Genomic DNA, 26,205 nt, shown 5'->3' on the forward strand with positions numbered 1-26,205 from the left:
TTCTTTTTATTTTACAATTCTTATTTGAGAAATTTTAGACGTTTTTTTGCCGTCTTTAGACTTAATTTTTAAATCAATAATTTGAGTATTGTCTAATTTGAATTGAATTATCTTATCTTTTTTTGTGACAATTGCTACAGGTTTTTCATTAATAAAAACATCAAGGTTATCCGTTTTAAAGTCTCCTAAAAAACTAATTTCAATAAATTTGCCCTCTAGATTTTTATTTACCATTTGATAGGAAATATAAGAGCTGGTATTTCTCCAAAAACCATCTTCCTCATAACCCGATTCACTTTTTTCTCCTTTATAATGGTGATCTACTTCAGGCTGTTGTTCTCCACAATTTATTTTATCGACCGTGTTAGCTTCAATAGCCATAGCTTCGATTTCCTGTTGTTTTAACAATGCTTGTTTTTCTTTATAATCTTCTGGCTTATAAGTTTGAAAATACATCTGATAACGGGCATCGTGTATTTCAAAGAAGGGTTGTAATTCTAATGAATCTAACTTAAAGCGCATATTACCTAAATCTTTAAGTTTTGAAACATAACTTCCCTCTTCTCCTACTAGTGCATAAGCTTTGTCTAACGAAACATATTTTCCTTGAGCAACATGTCCCATTCGGCTATCATCGGCAAACAAACCATCTAAATTTTCACTAGAGGTTTTAGCAGCTAATACAATAGGACCATTTACAAATGCAGCCCAATTGGAGCCATCGGGCAACTTTTCCAAATGAGTTGAAGTCTGGAATGCAATAGTTATTTTATCTCCCGATTTCCATTTTCTTGCCAGACTAACATAGTTAGCTGGTTTGGCGTCTGTTTTTTGCAATTTTCCGTTGACTAAAATTTCGAAATTCGTTGCCCATTTTGAATAACGAATATTCAAAACAAAAGATTTAGGATTTTTAAGTTTTAGAACAATCTCAGTATTATTTTCATAAGGAAATTTTGTAGTTTGCTCTAATTCTATTCCTTTTTCCTTCCAATTTAAAGTGGATGGAATAAAAAGATTTACAAAAATATCATGGTCTGAATGGCTATAAATTAATTCTCCATATTTAGAATGATTTTCAAGTCCTGTCCCAACGCAACACCACATGCTGGTTTCTGGTTGCGAGTATACGCGATAATGATTTGGTCGAATTGGAGTAAAATACACAAAACCACCTCTATTAGGCTCTTGGCTAGAAAGAATGTGATTGTAAAGTGTACGCTCATAAAAATCAAGGTAACTCACATCATTTTTGTCTAAAAACAACGCTTTACTTAAACGTTCCATATTGTAGGAATTACAAGTTTCCGGGCCTTGATTGGATTTTAACATACCGCTAAAATCATTTATAGGATTGAAATGTTCAGCAACGCTATTTCCTCCAAAAGCGACAGTTCTTTTTTCGGTTACATTTTTCCAAAAAAACTGCGCGGCATCGGACCATTGTTTATTATCCGATAGTTTTCCAATTTTCTCAAAACCAATAACTTTTGGTATTTGTGTATTAGCATGTAAACCCGTTAGTTTGTCTTCCTTTTTAATTAATGGATCGAGAATGGCTTTTTGCGAAAGCTTTTCAGCCGTTTCAAGATATTTTTTGTTTTTTGTGATGCTATATAAATCAGCAAAAGATTCGTTTATACCACCATGTTCTGTTTTTAAGATTCTTTGAATTTGCTCATCAGAAAGAGGTCGGATCAATTCGATAAACCAATCTCCTAATTTTATTACAATTTCTTTTGCCTTTTCATTACCCGTATAATTGTAGGCATCAATTAAACCTGCAAAAAGTTTATGAATATTATAGATTGGAACCCAGGTATTATTTAAACCAAAACCACTACCGTCTATATCTCCTTTATGAATTCTATCCCAAAAGACTTTTCCTTCAGGAATACCTCCAACATAACCAGTTCCGTCCTTTTGCTGGCAACGATCCAATTCAGAAATCATATAATCCAAACGGCCTTTAATTTCTTTATTTCCCGTAGAAGCATACATCATTGATAATGCCGCTAAATAATGACCTCCTATATGTCCATCAAGACCTATGTTTTCCCAGTTGCCATATCTATCCGCTTTTGTAGGTAAGCCGGCAGCTATTAAATAAGGTGCTAGTAGTCGATCTGGATTTAGGTCTAATAAATATTTAAGATCAACATTTTGAGCATTTTTGAAAGGACCACTAGTTAGTTTTATCTCTTGCAATTTAAATTCCTGCATCTGTGCGATTGAAGGAATAGTAATTAAGAGAGTTGCGATTAAATAAAATGATTTAATCGTTATTTTTTTCAAACTCACTTTCATGTAGGAGAAAACCATGTGTTTAAAATATAATTGTTAAAATTTTTGTGTTTTTTCTCAACCTTTTCCTGATTATTCTGTAATTCCTTCAGAGGTCATAACAACTCGTTTCATTGTTCCGTCTTTATTATAAAATAATTTATCAACGCAGACCGATCTTCTAAAACTTCCTCCGTGCGGAATTGACGCTCCGTTGTGATAAATAAAATACGACTGTCCTTTAAAATCAATTATCGATTGGTGATTTGTGTTGCTGTTTCCGGCCAATTCATTTAAGATTCCTTTGAATTCCCATGGGCCATTTATTGATTTGCTCATGGCGTAGGCAATTTTCTCTGGAAACTCGTAAGCATAAGACAAATAATACCAGTCTTTGTGTTTGTGGATCCACGGCGCTTCTGTAAAATGTGGTAAATCAATATGCTGAATTGGCCCGTCAAGTTCGGTCATATTCTCTTTTAATTTTGCATAATGACAAGAGGTATTTCCCCAAAACAAATAAGCCTGACCGTCAGTATCGATATAAACCGTCGGATCAATATCGTCCCAGCCTATATCAGTATATTTGGTCATATCATTTGTGATCAAAGCTTTTCCTAAAGCATCTTTAAATGGTCCTATCGGACTGTCAGAAACTGCAACTCCAATTGCTTTTCCGTGAACTGAACCATGCTCAACCGTTACATACCAATAAAACTTCCCATTTCTTTCAATTACCTGCGAAGCCCAGGCATCACTTTTTGCCCATTTGAAATCAGTTACTTTTAACGGCACTGGATGCGATTCCCATTTTTTCATATCCGAAGAAGAATAAACCACCCATTCATTCATCTTATAAAAATTAAAATCATTTGGTGCTTCATCGTGACCGGCGTATAGATACACTTTGTCTTTGTAAACTAATGCCGCAGGATCTCCAGTATATTGATCTTTTATAATTGGATTATTGAATTTTACCGATTGTGCAGTTCCTGCTATCGATAAGAATAAAATGGAAAGGCTTGTAAATAGATTCTTCATTAGAGTTTTATTTTTTTTGCCACGAATTGCACAAATTTTCTCGAATTTTAATTTGTGCAATTCGTGGCTTATTTTTTCTCACGCTCCCGATAACTATCGGGATTGCTGATTCGAGCAGATTTTTATTTTAGAATTTTAAAAATTGAAATTTTCTAATTTTCTAATTTTCTAATTTTCTAATTTTCTAATTTTCTAATTTTCTAATTTTCTAATTTATCTTTTTACCCCAAACAGGCAATCCAGCAGCGGTGTATCCAGAATAACTCAAGGTTACTTTTCTGGTTGATAATTCCCAATCCCAAGCATCAGAAACATTGCATTTTACTCCATTTACCGTTAAGATTTTTTTAGTGCTGTCATACGACCATGTTCCTGTCGCATCACCACTTACTTTTTTATCGGCAGTTAAATAAATTGTTCCTGCTTTCTGCATGGTTTTGTATTGATAATTCATTGTAATTTGTTCCCAAGTTCCAATGAAATTTGCCTCTGTAATTGTAGTTGCCGGAACTCCTGCATAACGTTCTGCTTCGACAACCGGCCAGCCATCTTCTGTCCATTGAATGGCGCGAACATGCCCCATCATTACCGCGTTTGAAACTGCAATTCCAGCAACACCTTCAGGCAAACGTGCCTGAGAAGCATAATACCACTGTTTTGTATCTGGATTTTGAAAAACTGCACAGTGCGCAAAACCAACCCAACCTGTATGATTTTTAAATTGGTACGGATGTGTTACCATAGGATAACATTCGGATCCAGTAGTAATACTGCTGCCGCTAATCGTTAAATAAGGTCCTAAAATGCTTTTTGAACGTGCAACACGTGTATTGTAAGCCACTGATAATTCGTCATAAGCCAAAAACAAATAGTAATATTGTGTGTCTGGATTATAGATAATTTCAGGACCTTCGAGTGCTTGCCAGCGATTTGTACTGACGTTTCCGCGTCCTGCAATTCGTACACCGTAATCATCAATGGTTTTTAGTTTAGCTGGTTTTCCAGTTGCTGGATCCAACTTTAAAGCTGCAATTCCAGAATGCCAAGAACCATAAATTAAATATTGATCACCTTCTGGAGTCTGAATAAAACTCGGATCAATGGCGTTGAATTTAAAGTAAGCATCCCAATCGTTTCCTCCATTTCGAACGTAACTTTTTACACCGTCAGGTTCAGAGCAGACTACCATTCCTTTATCAACCCAATTATTTGAAGCCAAATCATCTGTTTCGGCCAAACCAATAAAAGCACGTTCCGACCAAGATGTATTAGTATCAGTTCCCACAATTGGATTGGTTACGACAATACTGTAATACATTCTGAATTTATTGCCGACTTTACGAACACAAGGCGCCCAATAACCATAACTTGGATTGGCGATTGGAGGAAGAGCCGGATTCATTCTTGCTCTTTTATTGTTTAGAGAATCTTTTACCCAAGCCGGAGCCTGAGCCATTGAAGATCCCATAAATTCCCAATTGATTAAATCTTTTGATCTTCTGTAGAAAAAATGTCCGTTGCCTTCGTGTGCATTTCCATAAGAAGCATCTGTTTGGTACATATAATAATATTCTCCCGATTTCTCTACAGACGGATCGTGCACGTTAGCCAAATTCCATTGCGTTCTGTTTCCCCAACTTGAAATTGAAGTATAATTATCTGCATAAGTTGGTCCGGGAAAACCTGGCGTAACTACTGGCGGATCAACCACCACCGGTGGATCTGGAGTTACAGGTGTATCAGGACTGTCGCTTGAACAGCCAAACACCAATAACACGCCTAAAAACAATCCGATATACGGTCCTATTTTTAGAATGGAATTTGATTTTTTCATGTTTTATCTTTTTATTTTCCTTCTAAAACAACAACTGAGAAAGGAGGAATTGTAATTTCTAATTTTCCTTTTTTGTTTTCGAAACCTTTAAAAACTGTTGGAACAATTTTGTTTGGTGTATCGAATGAATTGTAATCTTGTAATTTAGCCGATGTTAAAACTATTCCTGTGAAATTTTTAACGCCAAGTTCATTTACATCAATTTCTATTTTGTTTTTGTTTTTAACATCAACGTTTACTAAAGAAATATGAACTGCTCCATTTTTATCTTTTGATGCTGCGGCTGATATTGCAGGAAGTGTTTCTCCGTTAAATGTATAATTTGGTGAAGTAAAACTTACTGGCAATAATTTTGCATCTTGGTGCACACTGTACATTTTCATTACGTGATACGTTGGCGTAGTAATCATTTTTGCTTTGTCTGTTAAAATTACAGCCTGCAAAACATTTACACATTGTGCTAAGTTTGCCATTTTAACTCTGTCAGCGTGATTGTTGAAAATATTCAATGTTGCACCAGCCAAAACCGCGTCTCTCATGGTGTTTTGCTGATATAAAAATCCTGGATTTGTTCCTTTTTCAACTTCGTACCAGCCTCCCCATTCGTCAACCATCATGGCTACTTTTTTCTGAGGATCATATTTGTCCATTATGGCAGAATGCTTTGTAACAAGCTCCTCCATTTTTAAAGCTGATTTCATTGTTTTGAAATAACCTTCTTCAGTAAAATCTCTGTCATCACCTTTTTTAGCCCATTCAATTACGGCATAATGATGCACTCCAACGCCGCCTAACATATTTAGCGGAATATTTTTCATTAAAACTTCTGTCCAATTATAATCGGCACTGTTTGAACCTGACGCGATACGTGTAAGTCCGCCCGTATTTTCCCAATCCGACATGAATGTTGCAAATTTTCTATATTCTCCAGCATAATATTCTGCTGTCATATTTCCTCCGCATCCCCAAGCTTCATTTCCAACTCCCCAGAATTTAACTTTCCAAGGTTCTTTTCTTCCATTTTTTTGACGCAAATCACTCATCGGACTTTTACCTCCAAAATTCGTGTACTGAACCCAGTCTGCTAATTCCTGAACTGTTCCACTTCCAACATTTCCTGACAAATAAGGTTCTGCTCCTAGAAGTTCACACATATTAAGGAAATCGTGAGTTCCAAAACTGTTGTCTTCTGTTACACCTCCCCACCATTTGTTTACAATAGTTGGTCTTTGTTCTTTTGGTCCAATTCCGTCTTTCCAGTGATAGGTGTCGGCAAAACAGCCACCAGGCCATCTTAAATTCGGAATCTTCAAATCTTTTAAAGCAGCAATAATATCGTTTCTAACTCCATTTGTATTTGGTATTTTTGAAGTATCTCCAACAAAAAATCCTCCGTAAATACAGCGTCCTAAATGTTCAGCAAAATGCCCGTAAATATTTTTGTTGATTACTGGAGCATCTGCATTATTTTTTATGGAAACAACTGTGGTCTGATTTTGGGCAAAACTAACCTGATTACAAAGGGTAATAAGAAAGGTAATTAAAAGTGCTTTTTTCATACGTGGATAATATTTGTTTTTTATTGGAATATGGAATCGCCATTCTTTATTGTTATTTTCATTTTGAATTATGGCGATTTCATAATGTTTTTATGTTATAATATCATGTGAAGATTTTTAAGCCTCCACATGATATTAAGTATTCTAACTAATTCAAATAAATATTAGTCTCAGTTTTCGGTTTTCAGTTTTCAGTCCCAGTTCACCATAGTAACTGAAAACTGGGACTGAAAACCGAGACTGAAAACTATTTTTTAATAACTGTCATTTTGCTTTGTTCCCGGATTGTTATCCATTTCTAACTGCGGAATCGGGAAAAATTCTCTTCCTGCTGCATATGAATTGAACTCTACATCTCTCGCTTTTAACCAAGCCAATTTTGTCGCATCCTGCAACCATCCCCAACGACGAATATCATCAAAACGGTGACCTTCAAGAGGGAATTCCAAGAATCTTTCGTGACCAATCTGCTCTCTCATTTGAGCCTGATTCATTCCTGGTTTTGCTGTTGCTAAATCAGGCAAGTTCACTCTGTTTCTCACCATTTGAATATAAGTGTAAGCTCCGGGAGTATCTCCAGTTTCATTTAAAGTTTCAGCATACATCAATAAAATATCCGAATATCTTAACAAACGCTCGTTGATGCCTGAACGCCAGTCGTACTCATCAGCAAACTGTCCATCTGAATTTTGATATTTTCTGCAAAATATATCATTTAGATCTGCTGGACTTGTTGCGTAAAAAGTAGCAAAATCTTTACCGTATAATTGCATACCGCCTGGTTTATTATAAAATATTGTAGCGTCTAAACGAGGATCAACTGCATTCGTTTTTGTTTTTTCCTGCTGATATTCATTAAATAATGTCCATGTTGGCTGTACGTCTGTCCATCCAAAAGCTCTTGGCGCATAAGTAATAGCACGTGCAGAAGTTTTTCCCCAACCAGAAGCTGGTGCACCGCCCCATCCTAAATCAACTCCACCTGCATCTCTGCTGAATTGTACTTCAAAAAGAGATTCAGAATTGTTTTCATTTGCAGTAGTAAAGTTATCACGATAGTTTGAAACTAATGAGTAAACTCCTAAATCAATTACTTGTTTAAAAGTTGTTTTTGCATTTGGAAAATCTTTAGTAAACAAATATGCTTTTCCTAAGTATCCTAAAGCAGCTCCTTTTGTAGCGCGTCCTTTTTGACCTTTATCGATTCCTGTAATTGCATCGTATGATGTTGGAAGCAATTCGGCAGCCGCTTTAAAATCAGCAATAACCTGCGCCCATCCTTCAGCCTCTGTTTTTTGTGGCGTATATAGTTTAATCTCTGTTGGAAGCGGTACGTTTTTAAACATGTTTACCGCATGAAATAAATATAATCCTCTTAAAAAATAAGCTTGTCCTAAAATTCTGTTTTTAAGTGCTGCATCTGTAAATTCGATTGCAGGAACATTTGTCAAAACCTGATTAGCACGGTAGATTCCTTGATAATACGTTTCAAAAGCCCAGCCATAAATTGCTGGATCAGTAGGATTAGAGTTGAAACGTCCAACATTGTACATTGCACCCCACGGACTGTTGCTTCGTGTATCATCTGCTTTTAAATCTAAAAGCAACGGTGTGCTTCTCATATACGTTCCATCAGTAAGCAAACTTCCGTATGCGGCATTTACTCCTTCAATAGCGTCTTGATCTGTTTTCCAAAATGAACCTGCGGTTTCAACGTTAGGATCCACTTGAAGCAAGTCTTCATTATCAACACAGCTTGTTGTTACAAGAGCCAGTGAAAAGAAAACTGTTATATAGTTAAATACTTTATATTTCATTTTAATACGTTTTTAATTGGTTAAGCTAGTTTAAAAAGTTACTTCAACACCCAAAGAAATTGTTCTTGGATTTGGGAATGATCCAGCATCATATCCTCTAGAAAATAATCCGTCATTATAATTAAAGTCAGGATCGTAACCTCTGTATTTGCTGATGATCCATAAATTTTGACCATTTACATACAGTTTCGCTTTTTGAATAAACAAATCTTTTGGCAATGGAAGCTCATAACCGATTTCCAATGTCTGTAATTTGATATAATCACCGCTTTCAATAAACCTGTCAGAATCTCTTGCATTTCCGTTTGGATCTCCAATAATAGGACGAGGCACATTTGTATTCGTATTTGTTGGTGTCCAATAATTCAAGGCATCAACATGGCTGTTTCCATATTGTTCTGTCATTAGATTACGATACAATCCGTTGAATACTTTGTTTCCTCCTGAACCTTGCCAGAACATTGAGAAATCCCAATTTTTATAGTTTGCACCAAAATTAATTCCGTAGCTGTATTTAGGAATTGCAACTCCCATGAACTTTCTGTCAGCATCAGTAATCTGGCCATCACCATTTAAATCACTGAATTTAAGATCTCCAACACCTGCATTAGTCTGAGTTGGCGACGAAGCTAAATCAGCAGCGTTTTGAAAAATTCCTGCTACTTGATATGTATAAAGTTCTCCAATTGATCTTCCAACTTCTGTTTTTGAAGCGGCACCATAAATTGGATTTCCGTCAAGACCAATTTGTAAAACCTCATTTTTCAAGGTTCCTAAATTTGCCGAAATATTGTATTTAAATTCGTGATGATTATTGTTGTAAGTAGCTGTAAACTCAAAACCGCTGTTTTTAACTGCTCCAGCATTTGTTGTAATACTTGCTGGGAATGCTCCAGTTGAATAAGGCAATGGAACACCAATTAATAAATCTGTTGATTTTTTCTGATAATATTCAGCTGTTATTTGCAAATCATTATCAAAGAATCCAAGCTCGACAGCTACGTTTGAAGTAGCCGTTTTTTCCCAGTGAACATTTGGGTCGATAGCGCTTACAACTGTTGTTCCAGGTGCCAATGTGTTGTTGAAATCGTATCCAGCAAATGCATTAATCGTTGGCGAATAAGCATAAACTCCAAGTGTATTATTACCTAATTCTCCATAACCTCCTCTAATTTTAATGGTATTAAACCACTCTGGCAAATGGATGAATTTCTCGTTGCTTAATTTCCATGCTCCAGAAAAAGAGTAGAAATTAGCCGTATTGTTTTCTTCACTAAAAAGAGATGTTTTGTCTTGTCTGAAATTTCCAGTAACAAAATAGCGATCATCATAAGAATAATTCAAACGGCTTAAGAAAGAGATGTTCGTAAGTGTATTTTTGTATTCACCTGCACTTGTCGCATCAGCGTACTGAATTTGGCTGATTTCACCAGGAGTATAACCAACACCTCTTGACCAATGTCTGTAATAGTCATTTCTTTCTTGAATCCATCCTCCTAAAGCATCGATTTTGTGCTTGTTTAAAGTAATTTCGTAAGTCAATAAATTATTCACAAATGTTCTTTGCTGATTTCCATTATCAACATCTAAAGAAGCTTCGTCATTTGTTGTAATATAATACCATCCTAAATCACTTGGCGGAACAAATTTTCTGTTTTGAAAATCTAATCTGTCGTAGCTTAAATCTAGTTTATATTTTAAGCCTTTAATGATTTCCAATTCTCCCCAAAGATCTCCGATAAAACGACTTCTCTGTCCGTTATTGGTAATCAAATTATTATATCCTATAACGTTCATAGAGATTGCTCTCTGCGTTAAGTTGTCTGTTCCCCCGTAACCGCCAAGTCTGTTTGGATCATAAACTGGCATTGTTGGAACCGCACCTAATAAATCTACAATTGCCGATTCTCCAGCGTTGTATTCATTGAAGTTTTCTTTATCCGATTTTGTATAGCCAATTTTTGAACCATATTTGAATTTTCCTTTTTTACCATATAAATTCAAATTAGCAGAAAATCTTTCGTAATCCTGAGGCGAATTCAAATAACTTGTATTTTTGAAATAATCGGTATTTAAATTATAGCCTAAAGTTTCAGCACCTCCGCTAAATGTAAGCGAGTGGTTTTCTACAAGACCAGTCTGAAAAGCTTCATTTTGCCAGTTTGTGTCAACATTTTTAATGTATGAAGGGCTGTTTGGATCATTTCCTGGAGCAATTCCTAATCCAGCATTTAGCTCAGCAGCAGTTGTAATTTTTTGATATCCAACTCTGTCTGTCAAATCCCATTTTCTAGCCACATTCTGGAAACCTACAAGCGATTTATATTTAATGTCTAATTTACCGCTTTTTCCTTTTTTAGTCGTAATAATTACAACTCCATTTGCTCCCTGAACTCCATAAATAGCCGCAGCAGATGCATCTTTTAAAACCTGCATCGATTCGATATCTCCTGGTGCAAAGTCATTTGGATTTGATACAATCATTCCGTCAATAACAAAAAGAGGATTGTTATTTGTGAAGGAATTGATACCTCTAATTTTTACATTCACAAATCCACCAGGTTCTCCTGATGATTGTACGGTTACACCCGCAACCTGTCCCTGAAGCATTTTTGCAGGATCGTAGGTTACTGTTTTCTTGGCTGCTTCCATGTCAACTACACCAATTGAACCGGTAAGATCGGCTTTCTTTTGTGTACCATAACCTACAACTACTACTTCATTAAGTTTATTTGTATCTTCTCCTAATGCAATGTCAATTTTTGATTGATTTCCTATCGTGATTTCTTGATTTTGAAATCCTATAAATGAAAAAACTAAAACATCGTTTGGAGATGCTTTAATCGAATACTCTCCATCAAAACCAGTTGTGGTAACTGTTTTGGTTCCTTTAATCATAATATTAACACCCGGCAAAGGCAATTTATCCTGAGCCGAGGTAACAACTCCGTTAATCGTTTTGCCTTGAGCCGACATTTGATTAACAGAAAAAAGCAGCATTACTAATGCTAAAATCCATTCTTTTTTTGGCAACAAAAAGTTGCAATAAAAAAATAATCGTTGGTTTGTTATCATAAGGTTTAATTAAGTTGGTTAGTGTATAATTATAAGTGTTAATTTTACATTTGTAAATTTAACTAAAAAAAAACCTCAAAAACAAATTAATATCCTAAAAAAACAGCATAAAAAAAACGCATATCATAAATTAAGTGTGAAATTCACATTAATAAATTGATGTTTTTTTCAAAAAAAAGACCTTTTTTAGGAGTTATTTGTGTAAAATATACACTTTTTATCAAAAAGCCACTTTTTAATCAAAAAACTGCTCTATGAAAAAAAATTATAAATAGGCTGTTTTAGAATAATTTGCAGTATAAAAAATATTTTATTTGTAAAAAAAATCTTGTTTATGAGACTTAATTTTCTGCACAGATTGCGTCGAATATTAAAAAAACGACTTATTTTTGTTTCGAAAACGTTTGAAAATGATAAAATAAGCTCCCAAATGCAATTTTGTTATGATTTGTTTTAACTTCTTTTTTTCATAATTTTTTGTTTTAAGTGTAAAATCTACATTAATAAATTATGAAACGTATTAGGAAGTTTATATATTTACCACAAAATATTAATTATGCTAAACAGTTATAGCTCTGCTGATAAAGCTTTATTAGCAGTGGATTGCATCATTTTTGGTTTCGACAATCAGGGTTTAAAAATACTTTTAATAAAAAGGGACTTTGAGCCAGAAAAGGGCAAATGGTCTTTAATTGGAGGGTTTTTAAAGCGTGATGAAGTACTGGATAATGCCGCGATACGAATTTTAAATACATACACAGGTTTAAACGATATCTATATGGAGCAGCTTTATGCGTACTCCGAAATTGATCGTGATCCTGTTGAAAGAACCATTTCGGTTTCTTATTATGCTTTGATTAATATCGAAAATCATAATGCTGAGCTGATCAAAAATTATCACGCACAGTGGTTTAGTATTACCGATGCGCCAAACCTGATTTTTGACCATAATGAAATGGTTGAACATGCTATCAGAAGACTTCGTTACAGAACTTCGATAAAACCAATTGGATTTGAATTGCTTCCTGAGAAATTCACTATGAGGCAGTTACTAGAATTGTATGAGGCCATTTTGAGCAAAGAATTAGATAAACGTAATTTTATCAGTAAAATTAATTCATTAGAAATTCTGAATAAATTAGATGAAAAAGATATGCAGTCTTCCCGCAAAGGTTCTTACTTGTACACTTTCAACAAAGAAAAATATGAAGAAAAATTACTTAATGATTTTGTGTTGAATTTATAAATGATTGGCCCGCAGATCTAGCAGATTAAACTGATTTACACAGATTATTTTTTATATTCTTAAAAAAACAAAACCCTGAAAGCCACAATCTTTCAGGGTTTTTACTTCAATAAAACTACTTATTAAAAAACTAACTAATTACATTTTTAGTTTTGCCACAGATTTTTCTCTATTAAATAAAATCTGCGCAAATCAGTTTAATCCGTTTAATCGGTGGGCTATAAATTAGCTATTACCTTTTTGATAATCCGCAAGGAAAGTTGCCAGACCAATATCTGTTAACGGATGTTTCAGCAAACCTTCAATCGCGCTTAATGGTCCCGTAATAACATCAGATCCAATTTTTGCGCAATTAATAATATGCATTACATTTCGAACTGAGGCTGCAAGAATCTGAGTTTCATATCCGTAATTATCATATATCAATCTTATTTCTTCAATTAGATTCATTCCGTCTGTCGAAATATCATCTAAACGTCCAATAAACGGAGATACATAAGTCGCTCCCGCCTTTGCTGCCAATAACGCCTGGCCAGAAGAAAATACTAAAGTACAGTTGGTTCTGATTCCTTTATTAGCAAAATATCTGATTGCTTTTACTCCTTCTTTTATCATCGGAATTTTAACTACAATCTGCGGATGTAATGCGGCCAATTTTTCTCCTTCGGCAATCATGCCTTCAAAATCAGTTGAAATTACCTCGGCACTAACGTCGCCTTCTACCAGTTCACAAATTTTTACGTAATGATCTAAAATATTCTGTGCTCCTGTAATTCCTTCTTTTGCCATTAATGACGGATTTGTGGTTACACCATCTAAAACTCCTAAATCATTGGCTTCTTTAATATCTTTTAAATTTGCTGTATCTATAAAAAATTTCATTTGTCTTTTTTTTGAATGAATTAAAAACTAGTTTGTTTTATCTATTTGACGAGTTTCTTCCTAGGTATTCTCTTCAATAAAACAAATCAAATAATAAGTGTAAAATTTACATTTACAAATGTATGTAAAATATTTTCACAAAAACAAAAAATTGTTTCCTTATTTTTTTAATTAAAAAAATGATGATTTGTCAAGCAATCAGAAAATTGTTTGTGATTAAAACACAAAAACGAGAGAATTGTATTTTGTGTTATTCGTCAATTGCAAAAATGAATTTTAAACACATAGAAACATAGATTTTCTGCGTAATTAAAAGAATGCAAAAGAAAAACATATTTCTTTCACATAGCAGACTATGTTTATTTGAAACAAGTGAAACGCCTTTTTTTAAACAAACAAAAGCTATGTTTCTATGTGTTTAAAAAAATAATCGAAAGTATTACAAAGAATTTCTCATGATCAAAGACGATTTATTTTCGATTTGCTCCTTTTTTCCTTTCAAAACCATTTCGGCTAGAATTTTTCCCATGGTTTCAAAATGAGTCGAAATTGTAGTAATTCCGTTCGCGACGATCTTTTTTAATCGTGTTTCGTTATAAGAAATAATTCCGAAATCAAGTCCCAATCTCAAATTCTGATTTCTTGCATTTTCAATTACATGGACCAGCTCGCGATCGGTTGGGATAATATATACATCGCCAACAGCAATTTTTCGATCTGTAAATTCACTTATGATTTCGTACTCAAAATTATACTCCAAACAAAAAGCTTCAAAACCTATTTTCATGCCAAGCGGTTCTCTAAATCCAGGGAAAATTAAAATCAATTTTTTGTAATTTTTCAATCTCGCTTTTGCATTATACAAACCTTCAAAAATATCTTTCTCATGGTTTTGATAAATCGCCGGATATGCTCTTAAATCAGGATTGGTCTGATCCAATATGATAACTTCGTTTACTGGTAGGGTTTTTATTGAAGAGGCCGTATCAAGCAAATTCGTTGGCATGATAATGTATTTGGTATAATTTCCATTACTGTCATTTATGAGCTTTTGGAAAACCTGAATATTAAAATGATGAAAAAAAATATCAACCTGAACATTTTTCCCGATGTGCTGCAAAAACGAATTATAAATATCTTCCTTAAAAATATTTAGTTCGTCAAAAAGTAAAAAAACCTTTTGTTTTATAGTGGTTTCAACGCTTTTAACATAATAGCCTTTACCCGGAATGGCATAAATAATTCCTCTTTTTTTTAATTCGTCATACGCCAGCAAAACGGTATCGCGAGATAAAGAAAAAGCCAGACAAACTTTATTTACTGACGGAAGACGGTCGCCTTTTACTAATTTTTCTTCGTCGATTGCTTTTTCAATTGACAGAATTATCTGCTTATATTTTGGCAGACCAATGTTATTTTGGATTGAGATAATATTCATAAAAATTGAAATTTGGCGCAATATACAAAAAACTGGTAGGTACTGGTATGTAAACGCAAGAAATGTTTCTACTTTTGAATTTCACATTTGTCAAAAATAGCATGGAAATAAAACATATATCGCATTTTCAAGATGCTTCTGCATATAAATCTTTTGGTTTAACGCTTGATAACCAAGAAATTCTTTCTTTCGAATTGTCAAACAAAAACGGAATGAAAGTTCAGTTAATCAATTATGGAGCAACGGTAACCTCATTGCAAATTCCTGTTGATGGAAAATTGGTTGATGTGGTTTTGGGTTTTGATACTTTAGAATCTTATATCGGGTCATACAATTTACCAAGTGCTCCTTATTTTGGAACTACTGTTGGACGTTATGCCGGAAGAATCAATAAAGGAATTTTTACTCTAAATGGAAAAGAATTTCAATTAGCTGGCAATAATAATGGAAATGCTTTGCATGGAGGAAATGAAGGTTTTGGAAAAAAAGCATGGAATGTTTCCGACGTAACGTCGGGAGAAAACCCATCAATTACTTTTAGTCTTTTAAGCGAAGATTTAGATCAAAATTATCCGGGAACGTTGTATGTTGATTTAAAATATACATTAACAGAAGCAAACGAATTAAAACTGGAATATAAAGCGACAACAACTGAAGATACTGTTATTAACTTAACGCATCACAGTTATTTCAATTTAAACGGACATGATTCGTCTGTTTTAGATCAGGAAATGTCTATTGTTTCAGATAAAATTTTAGAAACAGATTCAGAGAATATTCCAACAGGAAAATTTACTTCACTTTCGGGTCATGATTTCGATTTTAGAACTTCCAAAAACTGTCCGACGTCAATCGACAATTCATTTGTAATTGAACCTTCAACCGATGTTGTCGCAACTTTATACAGCCCCAAAACAAAATTAAAAATGAGCGTTTATACAAATCAGCCAAGTGTACATATATATGTAGGCGGAAACTGTTTTGATATTTTAAAAGGAAAAGAAAACGTAAATTACAGTCCCGTAAGCGGTATTTGTTTTGAAACGCAAAATTTTCCTGATGCACCAAATCAAGACCATTTCCCAAATTCAGTTTTGAAAAAAGGAGAAGAATATCAGCAAACAACGGTTTACAAATTTGAAACTTTAACTTAAGATTTATGAAGAAGATCAAAGTATTATTAAGCCTTTTTGCTGTTGCTGTTTTTGTTTCATGCACCACAACAAAAGACAGCAAGGAAACAAAAACTGAAGATAAAAGTTTTGCAAAAGGAGCCGATGTAGGCTGGTTGCCGCAAATGGAAGCAACGGGGTATAAATTTTATGATACAGACGGAAAAGAAAAAGACTGTCTTCAATTATTAAAAGACCGCGGCATCAACACGATTCGTCTGCGCGTTTGGGTAAACCCTAACAACGATAAAGCAAGCGGACACTGCAGTCCAGAAGAAACAGTTGTTATGGCGGTTCGTGCTCAAAAAATGGGAATGCGCATTATGATCGATTTTCATTACAGCGATTCTTGGGCAGATCCCGGAAAACAAAATAAACCTGCAGCTTGGGCTCAACATTCATTTACTGAGTTATTAAATGATGTTTACAATCATACTTTTGATGTATTAACTTTATTAAAAAAGGCTGGAGTAACTCCAGAATGGGTTCAGGTTGGAAATGAAATTCCGGGTGGTATGCTTTGGCCAGACGGAAGTTCAGACAATTTTGGACAATTGGCACAATTACTTAATAAAGGATACGATGCGACAAAAGCAATCGATTCAAAAATAAAAGTGGTCGTGCATCTTGACGAAGGAAACAAAAGCGAAAAATTCAGATGGTTTTTTGACAAAGCAACCGCTAATAATGTAAAATATGATGTTATTGGAATGTCTTATTATCCTTATTGGATCAAAACCGATTACAAAAGCACCATTTTAGATTTAGAAAATAATCTAAAAGACATGGCATCGCGTTACAACAAAGAAGTTATGGTTGTCGAAGTTGGCGGTGATTATACTTTGGTACAAAACACAAAAGAAATGCTTGAAGCTACTATAAAAGCAGTAAAAAGTGTTCCAAACAACAAAGGTTTAGGTGTAATTTATTGGGAACCGGAAGGCGAAAAAAGCTGGAGCGGTTATCAATTAAGCGCTTGGCTTTCTGACGGAAAACCTTCGCCTGCGTTGGATGCTTTCAAATAATACACAATTAAAATTTACCATTAAGGCATTAAGATTCATTAAGCTTTGTGTTGAATTTAAGATTATTAAGTTTTGCGTTCACTTATAATACATTTAGCTTGGCTTAATTCTCTTGACAAAGCTTGGACTTAATTTTCTTAATATCTTAATGGTTAAAAAAAACAGAAAATGAAATTAATTTTTAAAACAATATTCTCTCTATTTCTAATCACTTTTTCTTTTGGAAAAGTTCAGGCGCAATCGCGTACAAAAGTAAATTTTGGTGCTGATTGGGAATTTAAAAGAGAAGAAACTCCCGCACAAGATTGGGAAAAAGTGACAATTCCGCACACAGCCCGACTTGAAAAATTAGTTGTAATCAAACAGTTTCAAGGAACATCTTGGTATCAGAAAAAATTCAAAACTGCTATTTCAAAAGATCAAAAAGCCTTTATCTATTTTGAAGGCGTGATGCAGGAAGCTGACGTTTGGATCAACGATAAAAAAGTAACGAATCATAAGGGCGGTTATTTGCCTTTTACGGTTGATGTAACGCCGTATTTGAATACCAATAATGAAAACACAATTAAAGTAAAAGTCAACAACGAAGACAATCCGGACTTTTTACCTGGAAAACCTTTGAAGGATTTAGATTTTAATTATTACGGAGGAATTTATAGAAATGTCTACTTTATTACGACTTCAAAATTACATATCACAGATGCAGTAAATGCTAATAAAACTGCAAGTGGCGGTCTTTATGTAAATTTTAAAGACATTAATAAAACTGTAGCTTCGGGAACGGTTCAGGTACATTTGCAAAATGATTTTGAAGCAGAACAAAAAGCATCTTTAAAATTTATTTTAACGGATAATAAAGGCAAAAAAAAAGAAATCAAATCGGATAATTTTTCAGTTAAACCGAATTCTGACTTTGTCTTCACGCAAAATATTTCGGTTGCAACTCCAAAATTATGGTCGATTCACAATCCGAATTTATACAAATTAGAAGTTCAGATTATTTCAAATAACAAAGTTGTTGATTCTTATTCAGAAAAAATCGGAATCAGAAAATCAGAATTAAAAGCCGATGGTTATTATTTGAATGACGAAAAAATTTACATCACCGGAACAAACGAACATCAAGAATATCCGTATTTGGGATATGCCATTTCTGATGAAGCACAATATCGTGATGCGGTAAAAATTAAAAATGCAGGTTTTGATTTTGTACGAATGTCGCATTATCCGCACGCTGAAGCGTTTTTGAATGCCTGTGACGAATTGGGGATTTTAGTAATGAACAGCTTAACAGGCTGGCAGTTTTTTGGCGGAGAACAATTTCAAAAAAGCGCATATCAGGACATTCGCGATATGGCAAGAAGAGACCGAAATCATCCGAGTATTATCTTTTGGGAAGCTTCATTAAACGAAACTAATATGTCGCCAGAATTTATGAAAGAAGCGACAAAAACACTTAAAGAAGAATTGCCTTTTGATCATAATTACAGTGCAAGCTGGATTGACAACGACAATTACGACATCTTTATTCCGGCGCGTCAACATGCAAAAGCACCAGATTATTGGACAAAATACAGCAAAGGAAACCGCAAAATTTTCATTGCTGAATATGGCGATTGGGAATATTATGCACAAAATGCAGGTTTCAACCAAACGGAATTTGCCAACTTAAAAGAAGAAGAAAGAACTTCAAGACAATTGCGCGCTGCGGGTGAAAAAAGACTTTTACAGCAAGCCTATAATTTTCAGGAAGCGTCAAATTCAAACCGAAGAGGAGCATCAACAATTGGCGAGGCAAACTGGGTTATGTTTGATTATAATCGTGGCTACAGTCCAGATTTAGAAAGTTCTGGAATTAGTGATATTTTCAGAATTCCAAAATTTGCTTACTATTTCTATCAAAGCCAGCGCGACGCCAATGTGGTTTTGGATAAAAAATTATTCTCTGGACCAATGGTCAATATTGCCAATTTCTGGACTCCAGAATCTCCATTAAGTGTTACTGTTTACAGCAATTGCGATGAAGTTGCTTTATATGTAAATGATATTTTAATTGCTAAGCAAAAACCAACTTTAAATAACAACAGTGACAAACTGGAAAATGCACCGTTTACTTTTAAAGTAGCCGCATTTCAAGCAGGAACTTTGCGTGCTGAAGGATTTGTAAAAGGAAAAAAAGTGGCGTCAAATACTGTAAAAACGCCTGAAAAAGCTTCTAAAGTTGAACTGAGTTATGACCTTTCTTCCGTAAAAATCAATCCTGAATTTCCAGATATGGTTTTTGTTTATGCTAAAATCACTGACGAAAATGGAACAGTAATTCCGACTGCAACAAACGAAGTAACTTTTGTTTTAAGCGAAGGAAATGCAGCAATTATTGGTCAAAATCCTGTTCAAGCCGAAGCCGGAATTGCTACGGTAATTCTTAAAACCAAAGATCTAAAAAAGAAAATTGTTTTAAAAGCAACATCAAATAAATTACAAGAAAATACTATTACAATTACTAAATAATGAACGAGATTTTAATTCAAAACACCACAGCATTTTTTGAAAAGTCCTTCGGGTCTGCTCCTCAAAAAATTGTACTTTCTCCAGGGCGAATCAACATCATTGGAGAACATATTGATTACAATGACGGTTATGTTTTACCAGCTGCAATTGACAAAGTAATTTGCTTTGCTTTTGAGAAAAATAACACTCAGAAATCTAAAATAATCGCCATCGATTTAAATGAAGAATTTGAAATCGATTTGACACAAAAAATCGAATTGAATGATGCCGTTTGGACCAATTATATTCGTGGCGTAATTAAACAGCTTCAGGATAATGGTTTTGCTTTTGAAGGTTTCAACTGTGTTTTCAGCAGTAATATTCCGGTTGGATCTGGATTGTCTTCTTCTGCAGCTTTAGAGTGCGGAATGATTTTCGGCATAAAAGAACTTTTCGGCTTAAAAATTGAAAAGAAAGACATAGCATTATTAGGACAAAAAGCAGAGCACTGGGTTGGAATCAACTGCGGTATTATGGATCAGTTTTCAAGTGTTCACGGTCTTGACAATAAAGTAATTAAATTAGATTGCAACACTCTGGATTTTGAATATCACAATGCCGATTTCAAAGATTATTCTTTGATTTTAATGGACAGTAATGTGAAACATTCGCTTTTCACTTCAGAATATAATACCAGAAGAATTGAGTGCGAACAAGGTCTTGCCATTATAAAAAATCATTTTCCAGAAGTAAAAACTTTTAGAGACTGCAAAGAAGAGCAGCTTTTGAGCATTCAGGATAAATTTGACCCGACTGTTTTTAAAAGAGTGCATTTTGTTGTAAAAGAAATCAACCGAGTAATCAAAGCTTGTGAAGCGCTCGACAAAGGAAATATAGAACTTTTAGGACAATTGCTTTTTGAAACACATTATGGTTTATCACAGGAATATGCCGTAAGTTGTGAAGAACTTGACATGCTTGTAGATACTGCAAAAGCCGACGATGCTGTTATTGGTTCTCGTTTAATGGGTGGCGGTTTTGGCGGATGCACCATAAATTTAATTAAAAAAGGACATGAAAATGAGGTAAAAAGTAAGTTTTCAAATCTTTATTTAGATACATTTGGAATTGAATTAAAATTCTATGATGTAAAAATCTCAAACGGAACACAACTACTTTAATACCACAACACATTACATGAAAAATTTTGACATTAACGAAGATCCACACAGACGTTTCAATCCTTTATTAAACGAATGGGTCTTAGTTTCACCTCATCGTGCAAAACGTCCTTGGCAGGGACAAAATGAAACCATTGCCACAGAAGCTTTGCCAAAATACGATCCAACTTGTTATTTATGCCCGGGAAATGTTCGTGCCAACGGAATGAACAATCCGAAATATGAAAGCAGTTTCGTTTTTGAAAATGATTTTGCTGCTATGAAACAGGACGAAATTATTTTTGAAGAAGATATTAAACATACTTTTTTTAAAGCAAAACCAGAGCAAGGAATTTCAAGAGTAGTTTGTTTTTCGCCACGACACGATCTGACTTTGCCAGAAATGGAAATTGACGGAATTGAAAACATCATTAAAACCTGGCAAAAAGAATACACCGATTTAGGAAATATTAAATACATCAATCACGTTCAGATTTTTGAAAATAAAGGAAGCGTGATGGGCTGCAGCAACCCGCATCCACACGGGCAAATCTGGGCACAGTCTTCATTGCCAACGCAAGTTGAAAAAACACAAAACAGCTTAAAATCATATTACGATAAAAACAACAGAACACTTCTTGAAGATTATCTTCATGCCGAATTAAAATCTGGAGAACGCATCGTAATCGAAAATGATCATTTTGTGGCTTTAGTTCCGTTTTGGGCAATCTGGCCTTATGAAACCATGATTTTAAGCAAAAGAGCTTTTGGCAAAATCACTGATTTCACTGCTGAAGAAGCGACTTCATTTGCAAAAATTTTAAAACAGCTGACAACGAAGTATGATAATTTATTCAGTACTTCTTTCCCTTATTCATCAGGAATTCACCAAGCCCCAACAGATGGTTTAGATCATCCGGAATGGCATTTTCATATGCATTTTTATCCACCTTTATTAAGATCAGCAACGGTTAAAAAATTCATGGTAGGTTACGAAATGTTGGGCGAATCACAACGTGATATTACACCAGAAAAAAGTGCCGAGATTTTAAGACAGCAGTCAGAAGTACATTATAAAAGTCTATAAAACGGAATCTGAAAAAAGCTAAAATCAAAAGTATTTCAAAATTTAACATAATAAATCTATTATAAATGTAAAAAACACATTTGTAAATGGTGTAGATATAGAATTTTATTATACTTTTGGCTTTCGTTCTTATTTTCATAAAAAAATAACAAAATAAAAACAGATATCTTAGTTTTAACAAGATAAAACAACAAAATAACAGGTTTCGAAATTATATTTAAAAATGAATTCATAAAACCACTTTATAAACAATCACCTATACTAATTTTTTAAAATACTATTAACAATGAACCAGAACCTCGCTTTCGCAGATTATGCGGTTTTTATTATTTATTTCATCGTAGTTTCTGCCTACGGTTACAGCGTTTACCGCAAGCGTAAACAAGACGAACAAGATGCTAAAGCTTATTTCTTGGCTGAAGGAAACTTAACTTGGTGGGCTATTGGAGCATCATTAATTGCCTCAAATATTTCAGCTGAACAATTCATCGGAATGAGTGGTGAAGGTTTCTTTTTAGGAATCGCCGTTGCTGCTTACGAATGGCTTGCTGCTATTGCCTTAATTATAGTAGCGGTTTGGTTTATTCCTGTTTATCTTAAAAACAAGATTTACACGATGCCTCAATTCTTAAAAACACGTTATAACGAATCTACTGCTTTGATTATGGCGGTTTTCTGGTTGTTTTTATATGTTTTTGTAAACTTAACTTCTATTCTTTATTTAGGAGCTGTTGCTATTAATGGCTTAGCTGGAGGAGAATATCTTCACGCCATCATGATTGGATTGGCTGTTTTTGCTTTATTCATCTCTTTAGGAGGTATGAAAGTTGTAGCATATACAGACGTTATTCAGGTTGCGGTTTTAATTATTGGAGGTTTAGTAACTTCTTATATTGCTTTAACAACTGTTGGTCAATATTTTGGAGTAGGTCAAAATGCAATTGAAGGTTTCAAAGTTTTAATGAGAGAAGCTCCTGAGCATTTCAAAATGATTATCCCAAGACCAACTGCAAATTCATCTCAACTTGAGATCGATAAATACTTAACTTTCCCTGGTTTGATGTCTTACCTTGCTGGTATCTGGATCATCAACTTAAACTATTGGGGATGTAACCAATACATTACACAAAGAGCTTTAGGTGCTGATTTGCAAACTGCTCGTACAGGTATTTTATTTGCTGGTATGTTAAAATTATTAATGCCTTTAATCGTAATGTTGCCTGGTATCGCTGCTTACGTTTTATATCAAAACGGACATTTACCTCAATTAGTTGGAGGAAAAGATGGAGCTTACTCAGCTGTATTAACTTTCTTGCCAACAGGTTTAAAAGGTCTTTCTGTTGCGGCGCTGACTGCTGCAATTGTAGCTTCATTGGCTGGAAAAGTAAACAGTATCTCGACTATTTATACATTAGATATTCATAAAAAATACATTCAAAAAGAAGCGGGTGAAAAGCAACAAGTAAACATCGGTAGAATTGCCGTTTTTGCCGCTATGCTTTTAGCTGTGTTATTTACTTGGAATGATATTTTAGGAATTGGTGGAGTTGGTGGATTTACCTATATCCAAAAATACACTGGATTTATCAGCCCTGGAGTTTTCGCTATGTTCTTCCTTGGTATGTTCTGGAAAAGAACTACTGGAACTGCAGCTATTGTAGGTGTAATTTTAGGATTCGTTTTATCTGTATTATTCAACGAATATGCACCTGCTTTGTTCGGAAACGAAACGTTACTTTATACTGCTTATCCTAACGGAAAAGGAGCTTTTGAAATTCCTTTCCACATTTGTATGGGATTATCATTCTTCTTTACCATGTTAGCGATGATCGGAATCAGTTTTGCTGGACCAAAAGTAAATCCAAAAGCGTTTGAAATAGACTCTGAAATGTTTAAAGTAAAACCACAAACTACAGTTTTAATTGTAATTACATTATTGATTATTGTTGCACTGTACGTTAAATTCTGGTAGTATAATTTTTTACTATATTATTTTTTGAAGATTAAAAAGGCTGTCAGTTTTGATGGCCTTTTTTTTGCTTTTTTATTCAAAAAAACACATTTAATATTTCTGTTTAATTATTTTTGACCGACTATCAATAACCCATAACCAAATCAAAAAAATGAAAAAACTAATTATTGCCTGCTTCTTTATTTCAGCAACTGCCTTCTGCCAAGACATGGAAGTTTTAAACGGAAAATTTGACTTTTTAAAAGATCAGAAGGAAATCAATGTAGAATTTGATTACAGCAATTTTACAATGATGAAAGAAAATAAACCGGAAGCTCAATATGTAGAAGAACATAAAGCCGATTTAGATCAAAAAGCAAAAGGAAATGGAAATCTTTGGTACAAAAGATGGCTTGTTGCTAAAGAGCAAATCTGGACTCCAAAATTTTTAGAAATTGGAAATATTGTATTAGCCAAAGCCGGTAAAGATTTAAATTTTCAAGAAGGTTTGAATACACCTTATACTTTAATTGTAAAAACAGTATGGATTTACCCTGGGTGGGATGCCGGAATTATGAAACAGCCTGCAAAAGTTACTACTATTTTGACTTTTGTAGAAACAGCCAATAAATCGAATATTTTATTAGAAATATCAAGCATGGAAGCTCCGGGAGATCAATGGGGAAGCAATTTTAATAATGAAACCAGAATTGGAGAAGGATATGCCAAAACAGCCAAATCATTATCTAAGCTTTTATTGAAAAAAGCATTCAAATAAAACCAAAAAAAAAGCCCTGATTATTCAGGGCTTTGTTCTTTTTGCATATTCAGTAAATACGCCATATTTGCTATTACATGATCGTGCTTTTTAACAAACGGATTTTCTTCGTTCCAAACATAACCTGCCAAAACAGCGCATATTTTTTCTTTCACATCAAGATTTTCCGGCTGATGAAAAAACAACGTTTGTAAATTCCCTGTGTACCATTCTTGAACATAAGTAGTGAAAACAGCAATACCACGTTTCATATATTGAGTAAATTCAACTTCCCAGTCGACTTCAATTCCTTGTGATTCTTTCAAATATAATTTTGCTGCAAGCATTCCTGATTCGGTAGCAAAAGCAACTCCTGAAGAAAAAACAGGATCAAGAAATTCTGAACTGTTTCCAGTTAAAGCAAAACCATCGCCATACATTCTTTTTACGGCTCTTGAATAATTTTCCAATTTTACTGGTTCAAACAAAAACTCAGTTCCTTTAAATCTTTTTATGTAATAATCCGATTTCTGAATGGCATTTCGCAAAGCTTCAGCATTGTCTTTATTCTCAGAAAGCGAATTGATAAAATCTGTAGGCCCAACAACTCCTAAACTGGTATTTCCATTCGAAAACGGAATTACCCAAAGCCAAACCTGAGTTTCCAAAATATCAAATGAAATTTGCGTTCCCTCCTCACCTTCTTCTCTGTTAATATCTTTTACATGTGTAAAAATAGAAGAATGCGGATCTAGTTTTGAAGGCGTGTCCAAATCTAGAAGTCTTGGCAAAACGCGCCCGTATCCGCTGGAATCAACAATAAATTTGGCATGAATTTCTTTTAAATTTCCGGCTGCATCTTTTACAATTGTCTTCGAATTTTTTCCTTCAAAAGAAACTTCCAAAACTTCAGTTTCAAATTCCAAATCAATTCCTTTTCGAACCACTTCCTGCGCCATTGTGTTGTCAAAGTCCGCACGTGGAACCTGCCAAGTCCAATCCCAGCCTTCTCCAAATTTTTGGCTAAAATCAAAAACGCAAATTTCCTCGCCTCTAATAAAACGAGCTCCTAGTTTTTTTTCAAAGTTCATTGCATTTAGCGCATCATAAAGCTCCGCCTCGGCAAAATGATCCATCACTCGCGGAATAAGGCTTTCGCCAACCACAAGTCTTGGGAATTTTGCTTTTTCTACAACTTTCACCTTGACATTATTTTTATGAAGATACGATGCCGAAACACATCCAGAAGGTCCTGCACCAATCACTAAAACATCAACAAACTCCTTTGTCATAATAAAAATGTTATGAATTATTAACTTACATTTGCCATCATCAAAATAACTACATTTATTTTGATAAATAAAATTAAATTAGCACAATCAAAACCG

17 protein-coding genes are annotated in these 26,205 nt (G+C 34.2%); 8 read left to right on the forward strand and 9 right to left on the reverse strand.

What is annotated here, in order from left to right; translation table 11 throughout:
- Nucleotides 1–6: 6 nt before the first annotated feature.
- The 6 genes from EV145_RS02355 to EV145_RS02380 all read right to left on the reverse strand — a co-directional run bounded on the left by EV145_RS02355 (nucleotide 7) and on the right by EV145_RS02380 (nucleotide 11,609).
- Entirely contained in the window at nucleotides 7–2,322 is a 2,316-nt protein-coding gene (locus EV145_RS02355) for a glycoside hydrolase family 127 protein (protein ID WP_208110886.1), read from the reverse strand.
- 54 nt (nucleotides 2,323–2,376) lie between these two features.
- Complete coding sequence (locus tag EV145_RS02360; RefSeq protein WP_133523620.1) at nucleotides 2,377–3,324, reverse strand: glycoside hydrolase family 43 protein; 948 nt, start codon at nucleotides 3,322–3,324, stop codon at nucleotides 2,377–2,379.
- A gap of 208 nt (nucleotides 3,325–3,532) precedes the next feature.
- Nucleotides 3,533–5,158, reverse strand: a complete 1,626-nt coding sequence (locus tag EV145_RS02365; RefSeq protein WP_133523621.1) for an arabinan endo-1,5-alpha-L-arabinosidase — start codon at nucleotides 5,156–5,158, stop codon at nucleotides 3,533–3,535.
- Nucleotides 5,159–5,169: 11 nt separating this feature from the next.
- A complete protein-coding gene (locus EV145_RS02370) occupies nucleotides 5,170–6,717 on the reverse strand; it encodes an alpha-N-arabinofuranosidase (protein WP_133523622.1) in 1,548 nt (515 codons plus the stop codon).
- Nucleotides 6,718–6,971: 254 nt separating this feature from the next.
- Nucleotides 6,972–8,534, reverse strand: a complete 1,563-nt coding sequence (locus tag EV145_RS02375) for a RagB/SusD family nutrient uptake outer membrane protein (RefSeq protein WP_133523623.1) — start codon at nucleotides 8,532–8,534, stop codon at nucleotides 6,972–6,974.
- Nucleotides 8,535–8,564: 30 nt separating this feature from the next.
- Nucleotides 8,565–11,609: a SusC/RagA family TonB-linked outer membrane protein gene (locus EV145_RS02380; protein WP_133523624.1), complete on the reverse strand. Its 3,045-nt coding sequence runs from the start codon at nucleotides 11,607–11,609 to the stop codon at nucleotides 8,565–8,567.
- Between the two features lie 556 nt (nucleotides 11,610–12,165).
- On the opposite strand from EV145_RS02380, the gene EV145_RS02385 reads away from it, so the two are divergent.
- Nucleotides 12,166–12,855, forward strand: a complete 690-nt coding sequence (locus EV145_RS02385) for an NUDIX hydrolase (RefSeq protein ID WP_133523625.1) — start codon at nucleotides 12,166–12,168, stop codon at nucleotides 12,853–12,855.
- 225 nt (nucleotides 12,856–13,080) lie between these two features.
- On the opposite strand, the gene fsa is transcribed toward EV145_RS02385, so the two are convergent.
- Nucleotides 13,081–13,737, reverse strand: coding sequence for a fructose-6-phosphate aldolase (fsa, locus tag EV145_RS02390; RefSeq protein ID WP_133523626.1), 657 nt, complete (start codon nucleotides 13,735–13,737; stop codon nucleotides 13,081–13,083).
- 439 nt (nucleotides 13,738–14,176) lie between these two features.
- Nucleotides 14,177–15,175: a GntR family transcriptional regulator gene (locus EV145_RS02395; protein ID WP_133523627.1), complete on the reverse strand. Its 999-nt coding sequence runs from the start codon at nucleotides 15,173–15,175 to the stop codon at nucleotides 14,177–14,179.
- Nucleotides 15,176–15,276: 101 nt separating this feature from the next.
- Between EV145_RS02395 and EV145_RS02400 the strand changes: the two genes are divergently transcribed.
- The 7 genes from EV145_RS02400 (at nucleotide 15,277) to EV145_RS02430 (ending at nucleotide 24,838) form a co-directional block, all read left to right on the forward strand.
- Nucleotides 15,277–16,329 carry an aldose epimerase family protein gene (locus EV145_RS02400; protein WP_133523628.1) on the forward strand — a complete coding sequence of 351 codons (1,053 nt, stop codon included), beginning with the start codon at nucleotides 15,277–15,279 and terminating at the stop codon, nucleotides 16,327–16,329.
- Nucleotides 16,330–16,334: 5 nt separating this feature from the next.
- Nucleotides 16,335–17,372 (forward strand): arabinogalactan endo-beta-1,4-galactanase, encoded by a 1,038-nt coding sequence (locus EV145_RS02405; protein ID WP_133523629.1) that lies wholly within the window; start codon nucleotides 16,335–16,337, stop codon nucleotides 17,370–17,372.
- A gap of 168 nt (nucleotides 17,373–17,540) precedes the next feature.
- Nucleotides 17,541–19,883: a glycoside hydrolase family 2 protein gene (locus EV145_RS02410; protein WP_133523630.1), complete on the forward strand. Its 2,343-nt coding sequence runs from the start codon at nucleotides 17,541–17,543 to the stop codon at nucleotides 19,881–19,883.
- Nucleotides 19,883–21,043 (forward strand): galactokinase, encoded by a 1,161-nt coding sequence (gene galK / locus EV145_RS02415; RefSeq protein ID WP_133523631.1) that lies wholly within the window; start codon nucleotides 19,883–19,885, stop codon nucleotides 21,041–21,043. The genes EV145_RS02410 and galK overlap by 1 nt, the downstream gene beginning before the upstream one ends.
- Nucleotides 21,044–21,059: 16 nt before the next feature.
- Nucleotides 21,060–22,109, forward strand: a complete 1,050-nt coding sequence (locus EV145_RS02420) for a UDP-glucose--hexose-1-phosphate uridylyltransferase (protein ID WP_133523632.1) — start codon at nucleotides 21,060–21,062, stop codon at nucleotides 22,107–22,109.
- A 286-nt stretch (nucleotides 22,110–22,395) separates the two neighbouring features.
- The gene (locus EV145_RS02425) at nucleotides 22,396–24,081 is read left to right on the forward strand and encodes a sodium/sugar symporter (RefSeq protein ID WP_133523633.1); all 1,686 of its coding nucleotides are present in this window, start codon (nucleotides 22,396–22,398) and stop codon (nucleotides 24,079–24,081) included.
- A gap of 151 nt (nucleotides 24,082–24,232) precedes the next feature.
- Nucleotides 24,233–24,838, forward strand: a complete 606-nt coding sequence (locus tag EV145_RS02430) for a hypothetical protein (RefSeq protein WP_133523634.1) — start codon at nucleotides 24,233–24,235, stop codon at nucleotides 24,836–24,838.
- Between the two features lie 20 nt (nucleotides 24,839–24,858).
- On the opposite strand, the gene EV145_RS02435 is transcribed toward EV145_RS02430, so the two are convergent.
- Nucleotides 24,859–26,109 carry an NAD(P)/FAD-dependent oxidoreductase gene (locus EV145_RS02435; RefSeq protein ID WP_133523635.1) on the reverse strand — a complete coding sequence of 417 codons (1,251 nt, stop codon included), beginning with the start codon at nucleotides 26,107–26,109 and terminating at the stop codon, nucleotides 24,859–24,861.
- Nucleotides 26,110–26,205: the final 96 nt, after the last annotated feature.

Source organism: Flavobacterium sp. 245, assembly GCF_004362055.1.
Lineage (GTDB): Bacteria > Bacteroidota > Bacteroidia > Flavobacteriales > Flavobacteriaceae > Flavobacterium.

Bases quoted from the DNA above. Each gene is read 5' to 3' on its own strand.
- EV145_RS02355 (WP_208110886.1), bottom strand. From the start codon at position 2,322: ATGGTTTTCTCCTACATGAAAGTGAGTTTGAAAAAAATAACGATTAAA.
- EV145_RS02405 (WP_133523629.1), top strand. From the start codon at position 16,335: ATGAAGAAGATCAAAGTATTATTAAGCCTTTTTGCTGTTGCTGTTTTT.
- EV145_RS02430 (WP_133523634.1), top strand. From the start codon at position 24,233: ATGAAAAAACTAATTATTGCCTGCTTCTTTATTTCAGCAACTGCCTTC.
- galK (WP_133523631.1), top strand. From the start codon at position 19,883: ATGAACGAGATTTTAATTCAAAACACCACAGCATTTTTTGAAAAGTCC.
- EV145_RS02435 (WP_133523635.1), bottom strand. From the start codon at position 26,109: ATGACAAAGGAGTTTGTTGATGTTTTAGTGATTGGTGCAGGACCTTCT.
- EV145_RS02420 (WP_133523632.1), top strand. From the start codon at position 21,060: ATGAAAAATTTTGACATTAACGAAGATCCACACAGACGTTTCAATCCT.
- EV145_RS02410 (WP_133523630.1), top strand. From the start codon at position 17,541: ATGAAATTAATTTTTAAAACAATATTCTCTCTATTTCTAATCACTTTT.
- EV145_RS02360 (WP_133523620.1), bottom strand. From the start codon at position 3,324: ATGAAGAATCTATTTACAAGCCTTTCCATTTTATTCTTATCGATAGCA.
- EV145_RS02395 (WP_133523627.1), bottom strand. From the start codon at position 15,175: ATGAATATTATCTCAATCCAAAATAACATTGGTCTGCCAAAATATAAG.
- EV145_RS02385 (WP_133523625.1), top strand. From the start codon at position 12,166: ATGCTAAACAGTTATAGCTCTGCTGATAAAGCTTTATTAGCAGTGGAT.
- EV145_RS02375 (WP_133523623.1), bottom strand. From the start codon at position 8,534: ATGAAATATAAAGTATTTAACTATATAACAGTTTTCTTTTCACTGGCT.
- EV145_RS02380 (WP_133523624.1), bottom strand. From the start codon at position 11,609: ATGATAACAAACCAACGATTATTTTTTTATTGCAACTTTTTGTTGCCA.
- fsa (WP_133523626.1), bottom strand. From the start codon at position 13,737: ATGAAATTTTTTATAGATACAGCAAATTTAAAAGATATTAAAGAAGCC.
- EV145_RS02370 (WP_133523622.1), bottom strand. From the start codon at position 6,717: ATGAAAAAAGCACTTTTAATTACCTTTCTTATTACCCTTTGTAATCAG.
- EV145_RS02400 (WP_133523628.1), top strand. From the start codon at position 15,277: ATGGAAATAAAACATATATCGCATTTTCAAGATGCTTCTGCATATAAA.
- EV145_RS02425 (WP_133523633.1), top strand. From the start codon at position 22,396: ATGAACCAGAACCTCGCTTTCGCAGATTATGCGGTTTTTATTATTTAT.
- EV145_RS02365 (WP_133523621.1), bottom strand. From the start codon at position 5,158: ATGAAAAAATCAAATTCCATTCTAAAAATAGGACCGTATATCGGATTG.